Origin of the sequence: Halobaculum gomorrense, from assembly GCF_900129775.1 — an archaeon.
GTDB classification, from domain to species: Archaea; Halobacteriota; Halobacteria; order Halobacteriales; family Haloferacaceae; genus Halobaculum; species Halobaculum gomorrense.
In genome coordinates this window covers 313980-331976 of the sequence record NZ_FQWV01000003.1, presented here as the reverse complement: position 1 = coordinate 331976, position 17997 = coordinate 313980, and the positions used below count along the sequence as shown (strand labels likewise).

Below are 17997 nucleotides of genomic sequence, written 5' to 3'. Positions count from 1 at the left end.
ATGAACCTGATGCCTCGGACACCGGCGATACGGCTCCCGCACGACGCGAAGGCGGGGCCGACCAAGCCCGCGGTACGAGCGGTGACAGTTTCGAAGCTCGGCCTCACCGAGACGGATCACTTCGTGGAGGTCGGGTCGTGCACCGGCGCGGTGACCGTCTCGGCGGCCCGCCGCGCCGGCCGGGTGACCGCGTTGGAGCGGTCGGGGTCGAAGCTCGACGTGACCCGCAAGAACCTCGCCGCCAACGACGTCCCGCTGTCGTCCGTCGACCTCGTTGAGGCGGAAGCCCCAGACGAGCTGCCGGCAGACGCGGACGCGCTATTCATCGGCGGGTCGCGCAACTTCGAGGCGGTGCTCGACCACGCAGTCGAGACGGGCGTCCAACGAGTCGTGATGAACGTCTCCCGGCTGGAGACGGCCGGACAGGCGGTTCAGGCGTTCCGCGACCGGGAGCTGTTAGACGAGGTGTTGCAACTCCAGGCGAGTCACGGCTACGAGCTCGCCGGCGCGACGAGTTTCGAGTCGGACAACCCGGTGTACGTGATCACCGGCGGCGTCGAAGACGAGGCGAGCGACGACGAGGAGGTGGCATCGTGACGCTGTATGGCATCGGGCTGGGTCCCGGCGATCCGGACCTCGTCACGGTCCGAGGACAGCGGGTCCTCCAGTCGGTCGACACCGTCTACACGCCGGGGCGACTCTCGCGGTCGGTCGCCGTCGAGCACGTCGACGAGTCCGCGCTCGGGGATCTGGACTTCCCAATGACGCGCAACGAGGACGAACTCCGTCGTGCGTGGCGGGCAGCGGCCGAAGAGGTGGCACCGGTCGCTCGCGACGGCGACGCCGCGTTCGTCACGCTGGGCGACCCGAACGTCTACTCGACGTTCGGCCACCTGCGCCGGACGCTCGACGCCTTCCACCCCGGCGTCGACGTCGAGACCGTCCCCGGCGTGTCCGCGATGACCGCGTTCGCGACGGCATTGGGCGTCGAGATCGATGCCGGAAGCGGCCTCGCCCTGCGGGAAGCGGCCGGCGGCGCGTCGCCCACCGGTCCCGACCGGATGGTGCTGTTCAAAGTGACCGACGCGCCGGCGACCCACGACGGCCTGGTCGACGCCGGGTACGAGGTGACGTACGGCCGACGGCTGTTCATGGAGCAGGGAGAGACGGTCGTCACCGACGACCCGACCGCGATCGAGGACCGCGACTACTACACGCTCGCGTACGCCCGCCGACCCGACGCCGGCACCGACCCCGCGACGGCCGTCTTCACCGAGTCCGAGGCCGGCGGCGACGGGGAGGCCGCAGAGGTGGCCGACGGATGAGCGACGCGCTCCCCGACCCGGCGACGGACGTGCTGGATGACCGGGAGGGTATCCCGTTCGTGGGCGCCGGACCGGGTGACCCGGGGCTGTTGACGGTTCGCGGCCGGGCGCTGTTGGCCGAGGCCGACCTCGTCGTCCACGCCGGGTCGCTCGTCAACAGCGAACTCCTCGACGAGTTCTGCGATCACGCCGAGCAGGTGAACTCGATCGGGAAGGATCTCGAGGAACTTGTGCCGTTGATGCGCGACGCCCACGAAGCCGGTCGAACTGTCGTCAGGCTTCACTCCGGCGACCCCGCCATCTACGGCGCCGCGCTCGAACAGATGGATGCGCTGGAGGCGGAGGGGGTGCCGACGTACTTCGTCTCGGGCGTGACCGCCGCGTTCGCGGCCAGCGCGTCGCTCGGCACTCAGCTCACCCTCAACGAGGTGGCCAACCACGTCGCCTTCACCCGTCCGCAAGGGAAGACGCTCGACCCCGAGGAGGACCACATCGCCGACTTCGTGCAGATGGGCGACGTGACCACCTGCATCTACCTGGGCACCCACGCGGTCCGAGAGACGATGGAGCGCCTGCTCGACGCGGGCGTCGACCCCGACCTCCCCGTCGCGGTCGTCTACCACGCGTCGTGGCCCGACGAAGACCGGATCACGGGGACCGTAGGCGACATCGCCGACGCCGTCGAGGAGGCGGGCTACCGGGCCTCGGCGCTCGTGGTGATCGGCGAGGCCGTCACCGGTGGCGGCTACGAGCGCTCGTACCTGTACGGCGACTGGGCGAACCGCGGCGACGACGAGACGACAGTGACGACGGAGGAATCCACATGAGTACAGACGAAGACACGACGGACGCATCGACCGGCGACGCGGCGTCGTCCGACGGGGGTGGCGGCCACTGCTCGACCCCCGACTCGGACGGCGAGGTCGCCGAGACGCTCGGGATCGTCACCTTCGAGCGGAAACGCGAGACCGCCGAGGAGATCAAGGCGGAGCTGGCCGACCGCTACGAACGCATCGACCTGCTGGAGTACCACGGCGACGTGTTCGCCGAGCACTGGGGCGAGTACGACGTGTTCTGCGGGCTGATGGCCAGCGGCATCGCCATGCGCAAGACCGCTCCCCTGCTCGACGACAAGTGGGACGATCCCGCGGTGGTCGTCGTCGACGAGGAGTTGACGTGGGCCATCCCCCTCACGGGCGGCCACCACGGTGCGAACCAGGTCGCAGACGACCTGGCGTCGATGGGTGCGATCCCGGCGATGACGACCGCCAGCGAGGCGGCTGGCAAACAAGGGGTCGAGGAGCGCGCGAAGGCGCTGGACGCCCATGTCGTCAACGGCGACTCGACGGTCGCGACGAACCTCGCTGTCCTCGACGAGGACCTCGGACCCGTCGCCAGGCTGGACGGGCCGCGTGCGGTGCTCGTCGGCGACGACGTGACCGTGCTGAAGCGCAACAGCGACGCCGAGGAGGGGATCGTCCTCGGCACCGGGTCGGTCTCGGGCGCGACCGCCGAGCAGTTCGATGACGCGTGGGAGCGGGCACTCGAGACCGCCGACGCGACGTGGGCCGACGTGGAGTTCGTCGCCACCGGCACGCGCAAGGCCGACGAACCCGGACTGCTGGAGGCGGCCGAGGATCGCGGTCTCGGCGTCGTCAGCTTCGAGAAGGAGACGCTCACCGAGTTCGAGGGGCCGACCCCGTCGCGCTCGAAGGAGCTGATCGGCTGGCCGGGCATCTCCGAGTCGTCGGCCATCGCCGGCGGCCGCGAGCACGAACTCGTCGTCGAGAAGATCAGCCACGAAAACAGCGTCACGGTGGCGGTGGGTCGATGAGCGGCGACGCCAGCGCCGACGCGACGCCGTCGCTTCGTTCGGCCCGCGCGGCCGCCGGCGGCGACCCCGACGGCGACGCGCCCGCGGAGTACGGCACGCTGTACGTGGTCGGCATCGGCCCGGGACTGCCCGACGAACTGACCGACCGCGCGCGACGCGTCGTCGAGTCGGCCGACTGCGTGATCGCCTCGAACCTGTATCAGGCCTTCCTGCGCGACGACGGCACGCTTCCCTCTGAATCCGAACAGGAGGCCAGCGACCAGGAACTCGTTCGCTCGTCGATGGGCAAGCAGGTCGAACTCGCCCGCGAGGCGTTCGAGCGGGTCCGCGACGGACAGGACGTGGTCCACGTCTCCGGCGGCGACCCGAACGTGTACGGGAAGTCCGACCTCCTGTTCACGATGGCCGAGGCGGAAGCGGCGACGGACGTCCCCATCGAGATCGTCCCCGGCGTCACCGCCGGACTGAGTCTGGCGGCGACGCTGGGCGCGCCGCTGTCGAACGACTGGTGTTCCGTCTCGCTGTCGGACAAGTGGCGCGGCTGGGAGGAGATCGAGGAGAAACTCCGAGCGGCCGCCGTCGCCGACTTCGTCGTCGTTCTCTACAACTGCTGGCGCGACTACGAGCGGGCGATCGAGGTGCTTCGCGAGGAGCGTCACGACGACTTACCGGTGGCGATCGTCAACGACGCCGGCCGGGGAGACGCCGGCCGCAACCTCGACGGCGAGACGTACACGATCACGACCCTTGGGGAGGCGACCGAGCACGACGACAAGGTCGGCGGAATGGGTACCTCCATCCTCGTCGGCACCCACGAGACCGAGGTCTGGCGCAACGACTACCGACCGTACCTCGTCACGCCCCGCGGCGGGCGTGACGTGGAGGACTTCTGAATACCATCACCATGAGCGACACCACCGATACCACAGACACGACCTGCGGCGGGTCGACGGACGAGACGAACAGCGCGGACACCGAGACGACAACCTGCGGTGCGAAGACCGACGGCGGCACCGCCACGGAATCGAGTTCCGGCGGGTGCACGGCCGGCTCGACCGACGCGGACGCGTCGGATTCCTCGGGATCGTCGGCTTGCGGCGGCTCCTCGTCGACGACCGACGAGAAGGTCGGGGCCGCCGTTGACGACTTCGACGCCGACCCCGGGCGCTTAGTCGCCGTTGGTCTCGGCCCTGGCCACGCCGACGGCATGACCGCGCGAGCGAAATCGACGCTGGCGGAGGCCGGACACATCGTCGGCTACACCACCTACATCGACCTCATCCCCGACGAGATCACCGAGCAGGCGGAGGAACTGTACGACACCCCGATGTGCGGCGAGGTGTCGCGCACGGAGGAGGCGATCGACCGCGCGCTTGCCGGCAACGACGTGGCGATCGTCGGCTCGGGCGACCCGAACGTGTACGCGCTGGCGGGCCTCACGCTGGAGATCCTCGAGTCGAAGGGCGCGACCGCGTCGATGGTCGACTTCGAGGTCGTCCCCGGCGTCCCCGCGGCCCAGTCGTGCGGCGCCCGTTTGGGCGCGCCGCTGGTGAACGACTCGGTGTCAGTGTCCCTCTCCGATCACCTCACGCCCATGGACGAGATCGAGTCCCGTCTGCACGCCGTCGCCGGCGAGGGGTTCACGATCGCGATCTACAACCCGTGGAGCCGCAAGCGCAGGGAGAACTGGGAGACGGCGTGTGCGATCCTCCGCGAGCACCGCGACGACGACACGCCAGTCGGGATCGTCCACGGCGCCGGGCGCGACGACGAGGCCGTCGAGACCACCACCCTCGGCGAGTTGGAGTCGTACGGCGAGACGGACCTGGTGGACATGACCACGACCGTCGTCGTCGGCAACGAAGACACGTACGTGTGGGACGGCCGGATGGTCACCCCGCGCGGCTACGAGAGCAAGTACGACTACTGATGAGCGACCGCTACACAGTCACGGTCGACCGCGAGGCCTGCGACGGCGTGTTCGCGTGCCTGGTCCGCGACGATCGGTTCGTCGAGGCCGAAGACGGACTCGCCGCGCTCGACCCGACGACGGCGGTGGCGACCAGCCGGTCGGAGACACGGGTCTCGGCGACGTTCGAGCGGGGAGACGGCGGCGAGGCCGACGCCCGACAGGCGGCCGCGGCGTGTCCGCTCGACGCCATCACCGTCGACGCGGAGGGGGAGCCGTGAGCGACGCTATCTCGGGTCTCGATGCCCCCGACTCACTGGTCGAGGCGTCACCCGAGGCGGCGTATCTGTGGGGCCGGGTCGCCGGCGACGGTCACGTTGACGGCGACACGGTCGTCGTTCGGGCCGGCGAGGCGACGGCCGCCGACCGGCTCGCGGCGCTGTTCGGCGCTACCGATATCGACCGCGACCGGCGCGTCACCGAACGCGAGTACGCCCACAACACGGCAGTGATGCGAACCAGCGACGAGTTCACCGTCCGCGCGACGACGCCGGTCGCCCGGCAGGCCGCCGCCGCGTTCGGCCTGCCGGCGGCCGGCGAGACGGGCGGCTACCGCTTCGACGCGCTCACCGCGCACCGGCGTGAACTCCTTCGGGGGATCGTCGAGGGGTGTGGAACCGTCTGCTACAAGTCGGATGCCAACGCGGTCGGCATCTCGGTCGTCCACGACGACCGGGCGCTGTTGGAAGCCGTTCAAAATCATCTCGACGCGGTGGTCGTCGACGCGCCGTACGGCGGCGTCAACCAGACCTCCTCCGGCGGCTACTGGTTCGGCGTCGCCGACGACGCCGGCCCGGCGCTCGGGGAGTGGCTGTACGACGGCGTCGACGACAGCGGCCTGTTCGCGCCCCAGCGACGCCAGAAGATCGAGTCGAGCATCCGCCGGGTCCGCGGAGGTGGCGATGAGTAGCGAGACGGCCGGCGGTGCCGCGGCGTTCGACGACGAGGCCGTCCTGCTGGTGGGTCACGGCTCGCGTCGCGAGAAGTCCAACGAACAGGTCCGAGAGTTGGCGGCCGACCTCGAACGGCGCCTCGGCGTCCCGGTGGACGCGGCGTTCATCGAACTGGCCCAGCCGGCGATCGACGAGGCCATCGCGGGGCTGGCGACCGCCGTCTCGCGCGTCTCGGTCGTCCACCTGTCGCTGTTCGCCGCCAGCCACGTGAAAAACGACGTGCCGCTGGCGATCGAGCAGGCGCGCGCGGCCCACCCCGACCTGCGGATCGACAACGGCGCACATCTCGGCGTCCACCCCGCGATCCTCGACCTGCTCGACGCCCGGGCGCGGGCGGTCGAGGCCGACCTCGGCGTCGACCGGGAGACCGACGAGGTGAGCGTCGTCCTGTGTGCGCGCGGCTCTTCGGACCCGGACTCCAATGCGGACGTGCACAAACTGTCGCGGCTCCTGTACGAAGGCCGCGCGTTCGACCGCGTCGAGACGGCGTTCATCGGCGTGACCGAACCGCTGCTCGACGAGGCGCTCCACGACGTCGCTCGCACCCGCCCCGACGCGGTGGTCGTGCTCCCGTACATGCTCGGCGACGGCGTGCTCACGGGTCGCATCCGCGAGGGTGCCGCCGACTTCGACGAGGAGTATCCCTACGTCGACGCCGCCTGCGGCGACCCGCTCGGCACCGACCCGCGCCTGCTCGACGTGCTCTCCGACCGGTGGCAAGAGGCCCGCACGGGCAGCGTCGAGATGTCGTGTGACACCTGCAAGTACAAGGTGGACCTCGACGGCTACGAGGCCGACGAGGGTGGCGCGCGGGCGATGCTGCGCGCGCTGACCCACCAAGCGACTCACGCCGACCGCGAGGCCGTCGACGACGACCCGCACAGCCACGACGCGCCCGCCCACCACGTCGCCGTCTGCACGAACCAGACGTGCGCCGCCGGCGGATCGCCCGCCGTGCTCGAACGGCTCCGACAAGCCGTCCGCGACTCCGACGCCTGCGACGCGCGCGTCACCCGGACCTCCTGTCTCGACCAGTGCGGCGACGGCCCCATCGTCGCCGTCTATCCGGACGGCGTCTGGTACGGCGACGTCGACGACGACGACGCCGACCGCATCGTCTCCTCGCATCTCGACCGCGAGCGAATCGTCTCCGACCTCGTCCACGATACACTCCAGTGACATGAGCTGCCTCGAACTCGAAGCCCTACGACTCGGCCTGCTGAACGTCCTCGGAACCGACGACCGCGCCGCCCGCGAGCACGCGGAAGCGGAGCTTGAGGGCGAGCTTCAGGGCCCCATCGAAGGGCTCGCGACCGCACAGACGCTCGATCAACTCCGGCGACACCTCGACGCCGCGCTCGTCGACCTCGAGGAGGAGGTCGCGACGCTCGACGACGACGACCCCGAGGCCAACTACGTCAGGGGTCGACTCGTCGCCGTTCGCGGCGCCGAGCGGAGCCTCGCCCGGCTCGCGTCTCATGGCGAGGGGCTGCTGGAGGGCCTCGGCGAGACACACCACGACCTGCACGATGCCTTCCCCGTCGAGGAGTGAGGCGGCCGGTCGTCCGAGCGGCACGCGCCCGGCAGACGACCACGCCGTCGCCTCCCTCGGTGAGATCGACCCCTGCGGGTCCCGCCAGCGCGGCCGCCGCTCGGCAGTGGCGGTCCTGGACGACCTCGTCGTCGTGGGGACCGCGAGCGGTGACCTCCTCGGAGTCGATCCGTCCGCCTTGGCGTCGACTCCTGCGAGCGACCCCGGTGACGACGGAGCAGATTCCACCCAGGCGGAGCCACGCTGGCGACTCACGGGGTCAGAACCGGTCGTCACGGCGACGCCGTTCGACGGCGGCGTTCTGGTCGGGACGCGTGGCTCGCGCGGACTCGTCCGCCTCGTCGACGCCGACGGGACCGAGCGGTGGCGCATCGACGCCGCTGCCGACATCGGGAGTCCGGTCGAGGAGACGCGGTTCCGGTATCCGTTCGTCGCGGCGCTGGCGACGGCCGACGGCCGCGCGTACGCGGCCGCTCGTCGGTACGAGCGCCGCACCGAGGGCGGCGACGCGGACGGCTCGGATCGCCGATTCGAGAGCGTCGTCTACGCCGTCGACCCCAGCGGATCGGTCGCGTGGCGCCACAACGCCCGCGCGTCGCCCGTCGCCCTCGGGACCGACGGGAGTCGGCTCGCCGTCGCGTACAACCGGTGTCCAGAGCCCCCCGCCCACGACGACGGACTGGTCGTTCTCGATGCGGCAACCGGCGCCGTCGACCTCCGATGGGACCCGCGACGAGACGCAGGCGGTGCCGCCGAAGACGCCACCGATACCGACCGGTCCGTCGGCGATGTCGCGCTCACGCCGGACGGGTACGCCGTCGCGAGCCACGCCGACAGACACGGCTACCTCCTTGACCGGGACGGACAGGTGACGGCGATGCTCGATGCGGGCGCTACCATCGAGTGCGGCGTGCCCGAGGGGGGCACCGACCGTGTGTACGCCTACCCGAACCACGTGGTCGCGACCGAGGACCGCGTCGTGTTCGTCCACGGGAACACCTTCCCGGAGGAGGGGCGCGAGACCGCAGCACGCCACCCCGCAGAGCACACAGCAGTCGGACTCGCCCACGACGGCACCCGGAGATGGCAGGCCGACGTCGGCGGCTTCGCCCACCACGTCGACGCACGGGCGGGACGACTCGCGATCCCGGTCGCACAACACTTCCGCGACCGCGACCCCGATGTCCACGGCGTCCGCGTGGTCGACATCGATGACGGAGCGGTGAGGAAGCGGGCGACAGCGGGAGTGTCGACGGCTGTTGCGCTCGATGCGACCGTATCGACCGTCGCAGCCGTCGAAGAACCAGTGACGTATCACGACGGTGCCGCGGCGGGCCACGGCGCGTATCGACTCCACCTGTGGGGGCTGTGACGTGGTTCGCGACCACCCCCACTTCAATCACTCCGAGCGCGCTTTGCCCGCCGCATGGTCAATCCGGTCGGCGGACAGCCGCGACAGCGGCACGCGGTCGCCGCCGGTGCGATCGAGCAGCGTCGGCACCACGCCGTCCTCGTCGCCGGCGTCGACGACGAGCGTCCGGTCGACCGCCTCGCGGAGTCGGTCGGCCGCGGCCGAGACCGCCGCAGTCGGCCGCTCGGCAGCGTTGGCGCCGCCGTCGGTGACCACGACCGCGAGGGCCACCTCGGGCGCCGCCCGCGTACACACCTCGGCGGCGGAGTCGAGGCCGGCGGCCAGCGGCGTCCGGTCACCCGCCGGGAGCTCCTTCAGGTGGCGGGCCGCTCGCCCCACGTCGTCCGTAGGCGGCAAGAGGACGTCCGGCTCCTCGCCGGCCACTGCCACGAGCGAGACGGCGTCGCGGTGCTCGTACGACTCGCGCAGCAGTTCGACGGCGACGCCTTTCGCCGCCCGCATCGGGCCGCGCATCGACGCCGAGGCGTCGACGACGAAACACACCAGCGTCTCCGCGCTGCCGGCGCGCACCGACCGCCGGAGGTCGCGCGACTCGACCCGGTCGCTGCCGCGCCGGGCCGCCGCCCTGACCGACGCGCCGGCGTCGACCGCCTCCGCGTCCGCGGAGTCGAGACGTTCCGTGCGGACGCGGGGGCCCCGACCGCTGTCGCCGGCGACTGCGTCGCTGCGACCGCTCGCGCGCTCACCGCCGACGCTCGCGTCGGGCGCCTCGACATCGGGGGCGCCCGCCTCGCCGACATCCACGCGGCTCCCCCCGAGCGTGAGCGGCGTCGCCCCCGACGCGTCGTCGTCGCTGTCGGTCCGGTCGCCGCCGGCGTCACCCTCGCCGTCGCCGCGGCCGTCGTCGCCGTCTGCGTGCGGCTCGGTACCGGCGTCGGCGCTGGTCGATCCGGTCGCGTTTCCCGTCCCGGACCGGTCACTGTCTCCGTCACCGCCTCCGTCGCCGTCCTGGTCGGCGTTCGCGGGCTGTGGCGCACGACCGGTCTCGGCGTCATCTGCCGACTCGGCACCGGACGGGAGATCGGTGTCGGAGGCGCCGCCGTCTGGGTCGCCACCCTCGCCGGCATCGGTATCGGTGGATGTCTCCCCGTCACCGTCCGTGTCGTCGCCCTCGGCGCTCTCCCCGGCACGCTCGCCATCCTGCTGGTCGTCGTCCAGTGCGTCGTCGATCAGGTCGGCGGCGTCCGGCGGATCGTCGAAGGGGTCGCTCCGGAGACGGTGCGGGATGGCCCACGACAGCGCCGTCCGGACATCGTGGTCGGTGACGCGAGCGCGACCCGCGCCCGCGGCCAGCGCGCGGGCGCAACGAGCGGCGGCGATGTCCCCACGGTGGCCGTCGAGGTCGGCGTCGTCACACACGGCCACGATGTCGCGCACGAGCGGCGAGGGGAGCCTGACGGAGTCGAGTCGGTCGCGAATCCCCCCGACCGCGGCCGCCGGATCAGAGAAGACCGGATCGTCACCGTCAGCGTCGGTGGAACGGCGCGTAGCCGCTTGCTCGTCGGCGTCGCCAATAGCTCGGCGGACCACCGCCGCTCGGTCGTCGGGGTCGTCGAGTCCGGTCACCTCGACGGCGAGGTCGAACCGGTCGCGAAGCTGCGGTCGGAGGTCGCCCTCCTCGGGGTTCATCGTCCCGATCAGGGTGAACTCCGCCGGATGCGTCCGCGAGACGCCGTCGCGCTCGACGCGGTTGACGCCGCTGGCGGCCGCATCGAGGAGTACGTCGACGAGGTGGTCGTCGAGGAGGTTCACCTCGTCGACGTATAACACGCCGCGGTTGGCCCGCGCGAGCAGTCCCGGTTCGAACGTGGCGTCGCCGTCGAGCGCGTCGGCGACCGACAGCGACCCCACGAGCGCCTCGCGCGTCGCACCGAGCGGCAGCGTGACGAACGGGGCCGGGCGCTCTGCGACGGGGACGCTGGCCCGCCGGCGACAGTCGGGACACTGGCGCGTGCGGTCCCCCGGCGGACAGCCGAACGGGCAGTCGGCGACGACGCGTCGCCGCGGTACGGCGTCGGCGAGGGCCCTCGCCAGCGTCGACTTCCCGGTGCCCTTCTCGCCGCGTACGAGCAGCCCCGAGAGGTCGTCGTGCGCGCCGACGGTCACCAGCGCCCGCTTCAGCTCTCGCTGGCCGACAACGTCGTCGAACGACGCGTCGCGGCGCTGTGACGGGGGCTCGTCGACAGTCGATGGATCGGAATCGAACACACTGAACACTCATACGGAAGTTATACAAAACTTATGACGACAATCGGACTATACACGGCAACGGAGAACGAACTCGGCGCGGTGGCGACGGCCGTGGAAGAGACGGCCGTCTCGCTGGAGGCGCGCTCGAAGAGCGACCTGAGCGACCCGACAGAGGTCGACGCGTTCTGTGACGCGCTCGAAGAGGCGGATGCCGCGGCGGCGGTCCTGTGGCTCCACGGCGGCACCGACAGCATGCCCGGCTACGAGCGGACGGTCGAGCGGCTCGACGAGTTGGGGATCCCGACGGTGGTCCACTCCACCGGCGACGCCTTCGCCGCCGAGGACACGACCGCCGACGCGACGGTGGCCGACCGAGTCCGCGACTACTTGGAGCACGGCGGGGCGGCGAACGCCGCCAACCTCCTGCGGTATCTCGCGGACGCGTACGACCCGGACGCGACGTACGCGTACGACGACCCCGTGTCGCTGCCCTCGGAGGGAGTGTATCACCCGGATCAGCCGGGCGTCAGCTACGAGGACTTGATCGCGACGTTCGACCCGGGCCGACCCACCGTCGCCGTCTGGTTCTACGAGTCCCACTGGACCCACGAGAACACGCGCTACGTCGACGCGCAGGTGCGAGCGCTGGAGTCACGCGGCGTCGACGCGCTTTCGATCTTCTGTAACCCCGCCGGCGACGAGGACGGCTGGAACGCCGAGCGGGTCACCGACGAGTGGCTCCTCGATGAGGATGGCGAATCGATCGTCGACGCCGTCCTCTCGTCGTTCATGTTCGCGCTGTCGATGGACGAGCGCGGCCGCGATGCCGACAGCGTGGGACGAAGTCCCACTGGCAGCCGGACGCAGTCCGGCGACGACGAGGGATCGGGTGCGGAGGGGGTATTCCTCGACCGCCTCGGCGTGCCGGTCATCCAAACGATCACGACGATGCGCTCGCGGTCGCGGTACGCCAGCAGCGACACGGGCGTCATGGGGTTCGAACTCGCGCTGTCGGTCGCGCTCCCGGAGTTCGACGGCAACGTGATCACCCATCCGATCTCCGGGAAGGAGCGCACCGACGACGACGCCGGGATCGGGTCGGCACCGAAACAGCACTTCCCCATCGACGAACGCGTCGAGCACGCCGCGTCGCTCGCGGTCAACTGGGCGCGCCTGCGATACCAGCCAACCGACGAGGCCGACATCGCAGTCGTCCTCCACAACTATCCGCCCAGCGACGACGGTATCGCCACCGCGTTCGGCCTCGACACCCCCGAGAGCACGGTGAACCTCCTGTCGGAACTCGACGCCCGCGGCTACGACCTGGGCGGCGGGCCGCCGACGGACGGCGCGTCGCTCATCGACGCGCTCACCGCCCAACTCACGCTTGACGAACGGTGGGTCGCGCCCGAGGACGTCCGCGAACTGAGCGTCGACACGGTCGCTCCCGACACCTACCGCGAGTGGTTCGACGACCTGAGCGACGGCTTCCGCGAGCACGTCACCGACGAGTGGGGCGCACCGCCGGAGCGGCCGTTCGCGATCCCCGGCGTCGAGTTCGGCAACGTGCTCGTCACCGTCCAGCCGCCCCGCGGCTTCGGCATGGACCCGGAGAAGGTGTATCACGACTCGAACCTCCAGCCCCCCCACGACTACGTCGCCTTCTACAAATGGCTCCGCGAGGCGTTCGACGCCGACGCCGTCGTCCACATGGGCACCCACGGTTCGCTGGAGTGGCTCCCCGGCAAGACGGTCGGCCTCGACGGCGACTCCGCCCCCGACCAACTCGTCGGCGACCTCCCGAACGTGTACCCGTACGTGATCAACAACCCTGGAGAGGGGACACAGGCGAAGCGGCGGTCGTACGCCGCCGTAGTCGACCACCTGACGCCGCCGATGGCCAACGCCGGCACCTACGACGACCTGGCACGCCTGGAGGAACTCGCCGAGCAGTACCGTGAGGCCGGGACGACCGCCGCGCGGGGCGACGACGGCGCGCGAATCGAGCGTCGCATCCGTGAGACGGTCGACGACCTCGATCTGGCCGTCGAGTTGGGGATCGACGGCGAGATCAGCGAGCAGGTCGACGTGCGCGGCCCCGAGGAGGCCGGGACGACGCTCGCCGAGGGTGACGTCGAGGGTGACGACCTGGACATCGACGACCTCGTCGAGCGGATCCACGCCTACCTCACCGACGTGAAGACCACGCAGATCCGGATGGGCCTCCACACACTCGGGGAGCCTCCCGCAGACGACCGCCTCGTGGAGTATCTCGTCGCGCTCACGCGGCTGGAGAACCCCGGCGCGCCCAGTCTCCGGGAGTCGGTCGCGGGGGTGCTCGGCGTCGACTACGACCGGATGCGCGACGACCCCGGGACGTACGACGAGGATCTGGGGATGACGTACGCGGCCGCCGCCGACCGCGTGCACGAGGTGAGTTGTGAACTGGTTCGGACGCTCGCCGAACATGGCTTCGACGTGCCCGCCTCCGAACGAGCGGGTGGACCCGACGACGAGGTGAACATGAATCTCCTCGTCGTCGACATCGACACCATCGGCGACGCACGGGCCCGTTCGGGCGCACACGACGACCTCCGGGAGGTGCTTGGCTACATCTGCGATGAGGCGGCCCCGCGCGTCGGCGGCGCCCGGGCAGAGGTCGGCAACGTCGCCGACGCCCTGGCCGGGGAGTATGTCCCGCCGGGCGGGAGCGGTGCGCCGACCCGCGGGGGCGTCGACCTCCTCCCGTCCGGTCGAAACTTCTATACGCTGGACCCCCGCAAGGTGCCCGCTCGCTCCGCCTGGGATGTCGGCCGAGAGGTGGCAGACGGTGTCCTCGACCGGCACTTGGACGACGAGGGCGACTACCCAGAGGAGGTCGGCGTCGTCGTGTGGGGCACGCCGACCGTCCGGACGCGCGGCGAGACGATCGCGCAGGTGCTCGCGCTCATGGGCGTCGAACCGGTGTGGACCGACGCCGACCGCGTCGACGACGTGGATCCGATCCCCTTGGAGGAACTGGGACGCCCACGCGTCGACGTGACGACGCGCGTCTCGGGGCTGTTCCGGGACGCCTTCCCCGCCGCCGCAGGAGTGGTCCACGACGCCGTCGACGCCGTCGTCGACCTCGACGAGCCCCACGACATGAACTACGTCAAGAAGCACGTCGAGGAGGAGACAGAGGAACTTGCCGCCGAGGGTGTCGACGACCCCGCGTCGGCCGCGCGCCACCGCGTGTTCACGACGACGCCTGGCGGCTACGGCGCGGGGACAAACAAGGCGGTCGACGAGGGCAACTGGGACGACCGCTCGGACCTGGCCGAAGTGTACACGCAGTGGGGCGGGTACGCGCTCGGCAAGCGCGGGCGCGTCAGCGAGGCCCACGACGCCTTCGCCCGGCGGCTCTCGGAGGTGGAGGCGACGGTCAAGATCGAGGACACCGACGAGCAGGACGAGTTCGACTCCTCGGACTGGTACGCCTTCCACGGTGGGTTCATCACCGCCGTCACGGAGCACGCCGGCGAGGAACCCGCTTCCTACGTCGGCGATTCAGCCGACCCGGACGACGTGCAGGTGTACACCAACGAGGAGAAGGTGCGCAAGACGATGCGCTCGCGGGTGCTCAACCCGCGCTGGCTCGATTCCATGGAGGAGCACGGCTACAAAGGCGCCGGCGACCTCTCGACGACGGTCGACGTCGTCCTCGGCTGGGACGCGACGACCGGCGTGGTCAGCGACACCCTGTGGGAACAGGTCGCCGACGCGTACGTCTTCGACGAGGACCGCCGCGAGTGGATGCAGGACGCGAACCCGTGGGCGGTCGATTCGATCACGGACACGCTGTTGGAAGCGATCGACCGTGGTCTGTGGGACGCCGACGCCGAGACGGCGACGCGACTGCAGGACCTGCAACTGCGAAACGAGGGCGCGATCGAGGAGCGACAGACGGCTGACGCGAACGCGCTCGCCGAGGTCGCGGACGACGACTGAGTCCCGACATTCAAACAAAGACACTTCGATACCATGAGCGACACACCCGACACGACACCGCAGGACGACGAGTCCGACCACGAAGCGTACGCCGACCTCGGCGCGACGACCGAGGCGGCGATGGACATCGCACAGACGAGCATGGGCCGCGTCCACGAGTTGGTGCCACAGGAGACGCTGGCCGACCGCCTTCGCGCGAAGTCGGTCCACGCGACCGGCGATCCGGAGTTTCAACACCTCGTGCGCTTCACCGGTGACGACGAGTCCGACCCGGTCCGTGCGGGCGCGCGAGCGGTTCTCGACGAGCGACCGATCGTGACCGACATCACGATGGTGAAAGCCGGAATCACCGGGCGCGGGCACGATTGCGAGGTGTGCAAGGCCATCGGCAACGGTGCGGAGCTGGCCGCCGAGACGGGGATGACCCGAACTGCCGCGGCCGTGCTCGAACTCGACCGCGAGCGCGTCTACGACGATGCGATAGCGGTCGTCGGCAACGCCCCGACCGCGGCGTTGGCGCTTGCAGACTGTATCGAGGACGGCACCCGCCCGGCCGCCGTCGTCGCGACGCCGGTCGGCTTCGTGAAGGCCGCCGACTCCCGCGAGCGGATCCGGGAGGTGTGCGCGGAGCACGGCGTCCCGGCAGTCACGAACGTGGGTCGCCGAGGCGGGAGCGGCCTTGCGGCGGGGTTAACAAACGAGTTCGTCCACGTCGCCAGCGACGTCCGCGAGGGAGCGGTGGAACTGTGAGCGACCTCGGCGACGAACTGACGCTCCCCGACCGGCCGGGCGTCGCCGCCGCCGCGAGCGTCGAAACCGACACGGCCGACGACACCGGCTCGCGAGTCCATGCCGTCGGCATCGGCCCGGGGAATCCAGCGTTCTTGACGCGGCGCGCCGGCGGCCTCCTCGCGGAGGCAGACGTGGTCGTCGGCTTCGAGACGGTCGCCGACTACGTCGCCGACGAGACCGACGCGGATCTGCTCACGTGCGGCTATCGAGACGAGCGGGAGGCGCTGGCTCGGTTCGGCCGTCGCGTCGCTGACGGCGAGGCCGGCGTCGCCGTGCTGATGGGTGACCCGAATCACTCGGGGTACCAGTTCCTCGGGAAGGTTGAAGCGGCCGTCGACGCGCCGGTTCGCGTCGTTCCTGGGATCTCGTCGGTTCAGATAGCGGCAAGCCGGGCGCGCACGCCCCTTGAGGAGTCGACGTTCGTCACGCTCCACGTCAGAGGCGACGTGTCCGCCGACCTCGACCGGCTCGCGCGGGACATCGGCGACCGTCACCTGATCGTCATCCCCCGGCCCTACGATTGGATGCCGGAGGACATCGCAGGCCGGCTCGTTGAGTCGGGAGCCGACCCCGATCTCGAAGCGATTGTGCTGGAGCGGTTGACGCATCCGGACGAGTCGATCAGACGGACCGATCTCGGGTCACTGGCCGCAGATCTGGGCGGTGATAGTCCGGAAGACAGCGCGTTCACAGATCTGTCGATCGTGGTTATTCGCCGATAGCTGCCCGCTGAGAAACACGAGTTCTCGGTGGTGAATACGGGTATCCGACTGCCCGCCTTCGAGTAGGATCGAACACACCCGTCGACCGGGCTCTCGCTGGAGGTCGCGTCGCTCGACGATGTGCTAGTGTTCAGATATGCTGATTCCATGCGAAGTCGAACGCTTGCAACCAGTTGTCGACGGGGTTTGCTTCGGCAGGGCTAAACCAGTTTGAGAATTGAGTAGTACGCGTTGTTACTTCTCAAAATATATATTCGACGCTGTTCTGAGCACCGTGTTTCTCGTATCTGTACTCGAGGCCACAGCGACGGAATGCCGTTTGTAGCCACGGTGCAGAATCGAGAAGAAAGACCGCGTCATCGACGAGATGTTTCTCGCGGTGTTCGACAAAAAGCTATCTCGATGATCGCCTGATTTCTCGTTTGAAAGCGCTTCGCGTGCAGTACTCGATTCGTATCGGGAGCGACGCCAGCGTACAGCCAGACCCGCTCATTGTTGAGCTAGATCACGGGTGCGTCGACCGCAACGTGTTCCGGTTTGCATCGTCGCGCGGGTGGAGAACTGCCTGTTGGATCCAGTTGCGGACGGTCGATGGATTCCCCTTGACACCAGAAGTATAAATAACCAAGATTGTATTTTAAAGTTATATTTCAGGATGAGATCGGATACCGAGCTTCATCGCAGGCTCGGGTGTCGCCTCTCGCTTCATACGATCTCTCACGGAGTCGAGCGGGCTGATCTCGATCTGTCCCCGAGTCCGCCCGGGCTACAGCGCCCGCACAACTGCAACGGGCCGTCCAGATGCCCCAGCACGACCCGGAATCACGTCAGTGCTGCAAGCCCGTCGACGCCGAGGACCTGTTCTACATGACCTCGCGGGGCGTCCTGCCGCGCCAGGCCCGGAACATGCTCGTGGAGGGCTTCTTCGTGACGGTGCTGGCGGAGGTCGCAGTGGACGAGCTGCGGGAGGACCTAGAGGCGGAGATCGCTGCGCGGTGCGGGGGGAGGAGACCGCTCCCGCTTCGTGGGTTGGTCGCGGCCGAGTATGTCCTGCTGAGATCTCACTGGCCTGACGCCGGCGGTTAGCGTGATCTTGGGAGTCCAAACCCTCGCACGTCTAGAATCGGTACTGTGGCCGTTCAGGCATCCGCCGCCACGCGGTGCAACGCCGTCCCTAATTCTGCCCCGTTATCCCAGACAAATTGCGAAAATGTTGCCGCCACCAAAGGTATTAATAT

The 17997-nt window shown here is 69.8% G+C and carries 16 protein-coding genes and 2 pseudogenes; 15 read left to right on the top strand and 3 right to left on the bottom strand.

What is annotated here, in order from left to right:
• Positions 1-9 precede the first annotated feature (9 nt).
• The 11 genes from cbiT to BUE16_RS07720 all read left to right on the top strand — a co-directional run bounded on the left by cbiT (position 10) and on the right by BUE16_RS07720 (position 9005).
• Positions 10-597, top strand: coding sequence for a precorrin-6Y C5,15-methyltransferase (decarboxylating) subunit CbiT (cbiT, locus tag BUE16_RS07770; protein ID WP_073308261.1), 588 nt, complete (start codon positions 10-12; stop codon positions 595-597).
• Positions 594-1325: a cobalt-factor II C(20)-methyltransferase gene (locus BUE16_RS07765; protein WP_073308259.1), complete on the top strand. Its 732-nt coding sequence runs from the start codon at positions 594-596 to the stop codon at positions 1323-1325. The genes cbiT and BUE16_RS07765 overlap by 4 nt, the downstream gene beginning before the upstream one ends.
• Positions 1322-2152, top strand: a complete 831-nt coding sequence (locus BUE16_RS07760) for a cobalt-precorrin-4/precorrin-4 C(11)-methyltransferase (protein ID WP_079991548.1) — start codon at positions 1322-1324, stop codon at positions 2150-2152. Before BUE16_RS07765 ends, BUE16_RS07760 begins: the two co-directional genes overlap by 4 nt.
• Positions 2149-3159 carry a cobalt-precorrin 5A hydrolase gene (gene cbiG / locus BUE16_RS07755; protein ID WP_073308257.1) on the top strand — a complete coding sequence of 337 codons (1011 nt, stop codon included), beginning with the start codon at positions 2149-2151 and terminating at the stop codon, positions 3157-3159. Before BUE16_RS07760 ends, cbiG begins: the two co-directional genes overlap by 4 nt.
• Positions 3156-4052, top strand: coding sequence for a precorrin-3B C(17)-methyltransferase (locus BUE16_RS07750; RefSeq protein WP_073308255.1), 897 nt, complete (start codon positions 3156-3158; stop codon positions 4050-4052). Before cbiG ends, BUE16_RS07750 begins: the two co-directional genes overlap by 4 nt.
• An 11-nt stretch (positions 4053-4063) precedes the next feature.
• On the top strand, positions 4064-5089 hold the full coding sequence (gene cobJ, locus BUE16_RS07745; RefSeq protein WP_073308253.1) for a precorrin-3B C(17)-methyltransferase: 1026 nt from the start codon (positions 4064-4066) through the stop codon (positions 5087-5089).
• The gene (locus tag BUE16_RS07740; protein WP_073308251.1) at positions 5089-5349 is read left to right on the top strand and encodes a ferredoxin; all 261 of its coding nucleotides are present in this window, start codon (positions 5089-5091) and stop codon (positions 5347-5349) included. The genes cobJ and BUE16_RS07740 overlap by 1 nt, the downstream gene beginning before the upstream one ends.
• On the top strand, positions 5346-6038 hold the full coding sequence (locus tag BUE16_RS07735; RefSeq protein ID WP_073308249.1) for an EF-hand domain-containing protein: 693 nt from the start codon (positions 5346-5348) through the stop codon (positions 6036-6038). The genes BUE16_RS07740 and BUE16_RS07735 overlap by 4 nt, the downstream gene beginning before the upstream one ends.
• A complete protein-coding gene (locus BUE16_RS07730) occupies positions 6031-7260 on the top strand; it encodes a CbiX/SirB N-terminal domain-containing protein (protein ID WP_073308486.1) in 1230 nt (409 codons plus the stop codon). The genes BUE16_RS07735 and BUE16_RS07730 overlap by 8 nt, the downstream gene beginning before the upstream one ends.
• A 1-nt stretch (position 7261) precedes the next feature.
• Complete coding sequence (locus BUE16_RS07725) at positions 7262-7633, top strand: DUF3209 family protein (RefSeq protein ID WP_073308247.1); 372 nt, start codon at positions 7262-7264, stop codon at positions 7631-7633.
• Between the two features lie 106 nt (positions 7634-7739).
• The gene (locus BUE16_RS07720) at positions 7740-9005 is read left to right on the top strand and encodes an outer membrane protein assembly factor BamB family protein (RefSeq protein WP_234972350.1); all 1266 of its coding nucleotides are present in this window, start codon (positions 7740-7742) and stop codon (positions 9003-9005) included.
• A gap of 27 nt (positions 9006-9032) precedes the next feature.
• Here the strand turns inward: BUE16_RS07720 and BUE16_RS07715 are convergent, their stop codons facing one another.
• On the bottom strand, positions 9033-11273 hold the full coding sequence (locus BUE16_RS07715; RefSeq protein ID WP_073308245.1) for an ATP-binding protein: 2241 nt from the start codon (positions 11271-11273) through the stop codon (positions 9033-9035).
• A 33-nt stretch (positions 11274-11306) separates the two neighbouring features.
• Here BUE16_RS07715 and cobN point away from each other — a divergent pair, with 33 nt between their 5' ends.
• The 3 genes from cobN to BUE16_RS07700 are packed head-to-tail and all read left to right on the top strand — an operon-like array spanning position 11307 to position 16759.
• Positions 11307-15245 (top strand): cobaltochelatase subunit CobN, encoded by a 3939-nt coding sequence (gene cobN, locus BUE16_RS07710; RefSeq protein WP_073308243.1) that lies wholly within the window; start codon positions 11307-11309, stop codon positions 15243-15245.
• A 33-nt stretch (positions 15246-15278) separates the two neighbouring features.
• Positions 15279-15995, top strand: coding sequence for a precorrin-8X methylmutase (locus BUE16_RS07705; protein WP_073308241.1), 717 nt, complete (start codon positions 15279-15281; stop codon positions 15993-15995).
• Entirely contained in the window at positions 15992-16759 is a 768-nt protein-coding gene (locus BUE16_RS07700) for a cobalt-precorrin-7 (C(5))-methyltransferase (RefSeq protein WP_073308238.1), read from the top strand. The genes BUE16_RS07705 and BUE16_RS07700 overlap by 4 nt, the downstream gene beginning before the upstream one ends.
• A gap of 130 nt (positions 16760-16889) precedes the next feature.
• On the opposite strand, the pseudogene BUE16_RS07695 reads toward BUE16_RS07700, so the two are convergent.
• Positions 16890-17468: pseudogene (locus BUE16_RS07695) on the bottom strand (IS6 family transposase).
• 8 nt (positions 17469-17476) lie between these two features.
• Positions 17477-17614: pseudogene (locus BUE16_RS17560) on the bottom strand (DUF7558 family protein); the annotation flags it as partial.
• On the opposite strand from BUE16_RS17560, the gene BUE16_RS17505 reads away from it, so the two are divergent.
• On the top strand, positions 17561-17845 hold the full coding sequence (locus tag BUE16_RS17505; protein WP_073308236.1) for a SufD family Fe-S cluster assembly protein: 285 nt from the start codon (positions 17561-17563) through the stop codon (positions 17843-17845). The pseudogene BUE16_RS17560 and the gene BUE16_RS17505 sit on opposite strands and share 54 nt — an antisense overlap.
• The last annotated feature ends 152 nt before the right edge of the window (positions 17846-17997 follow it).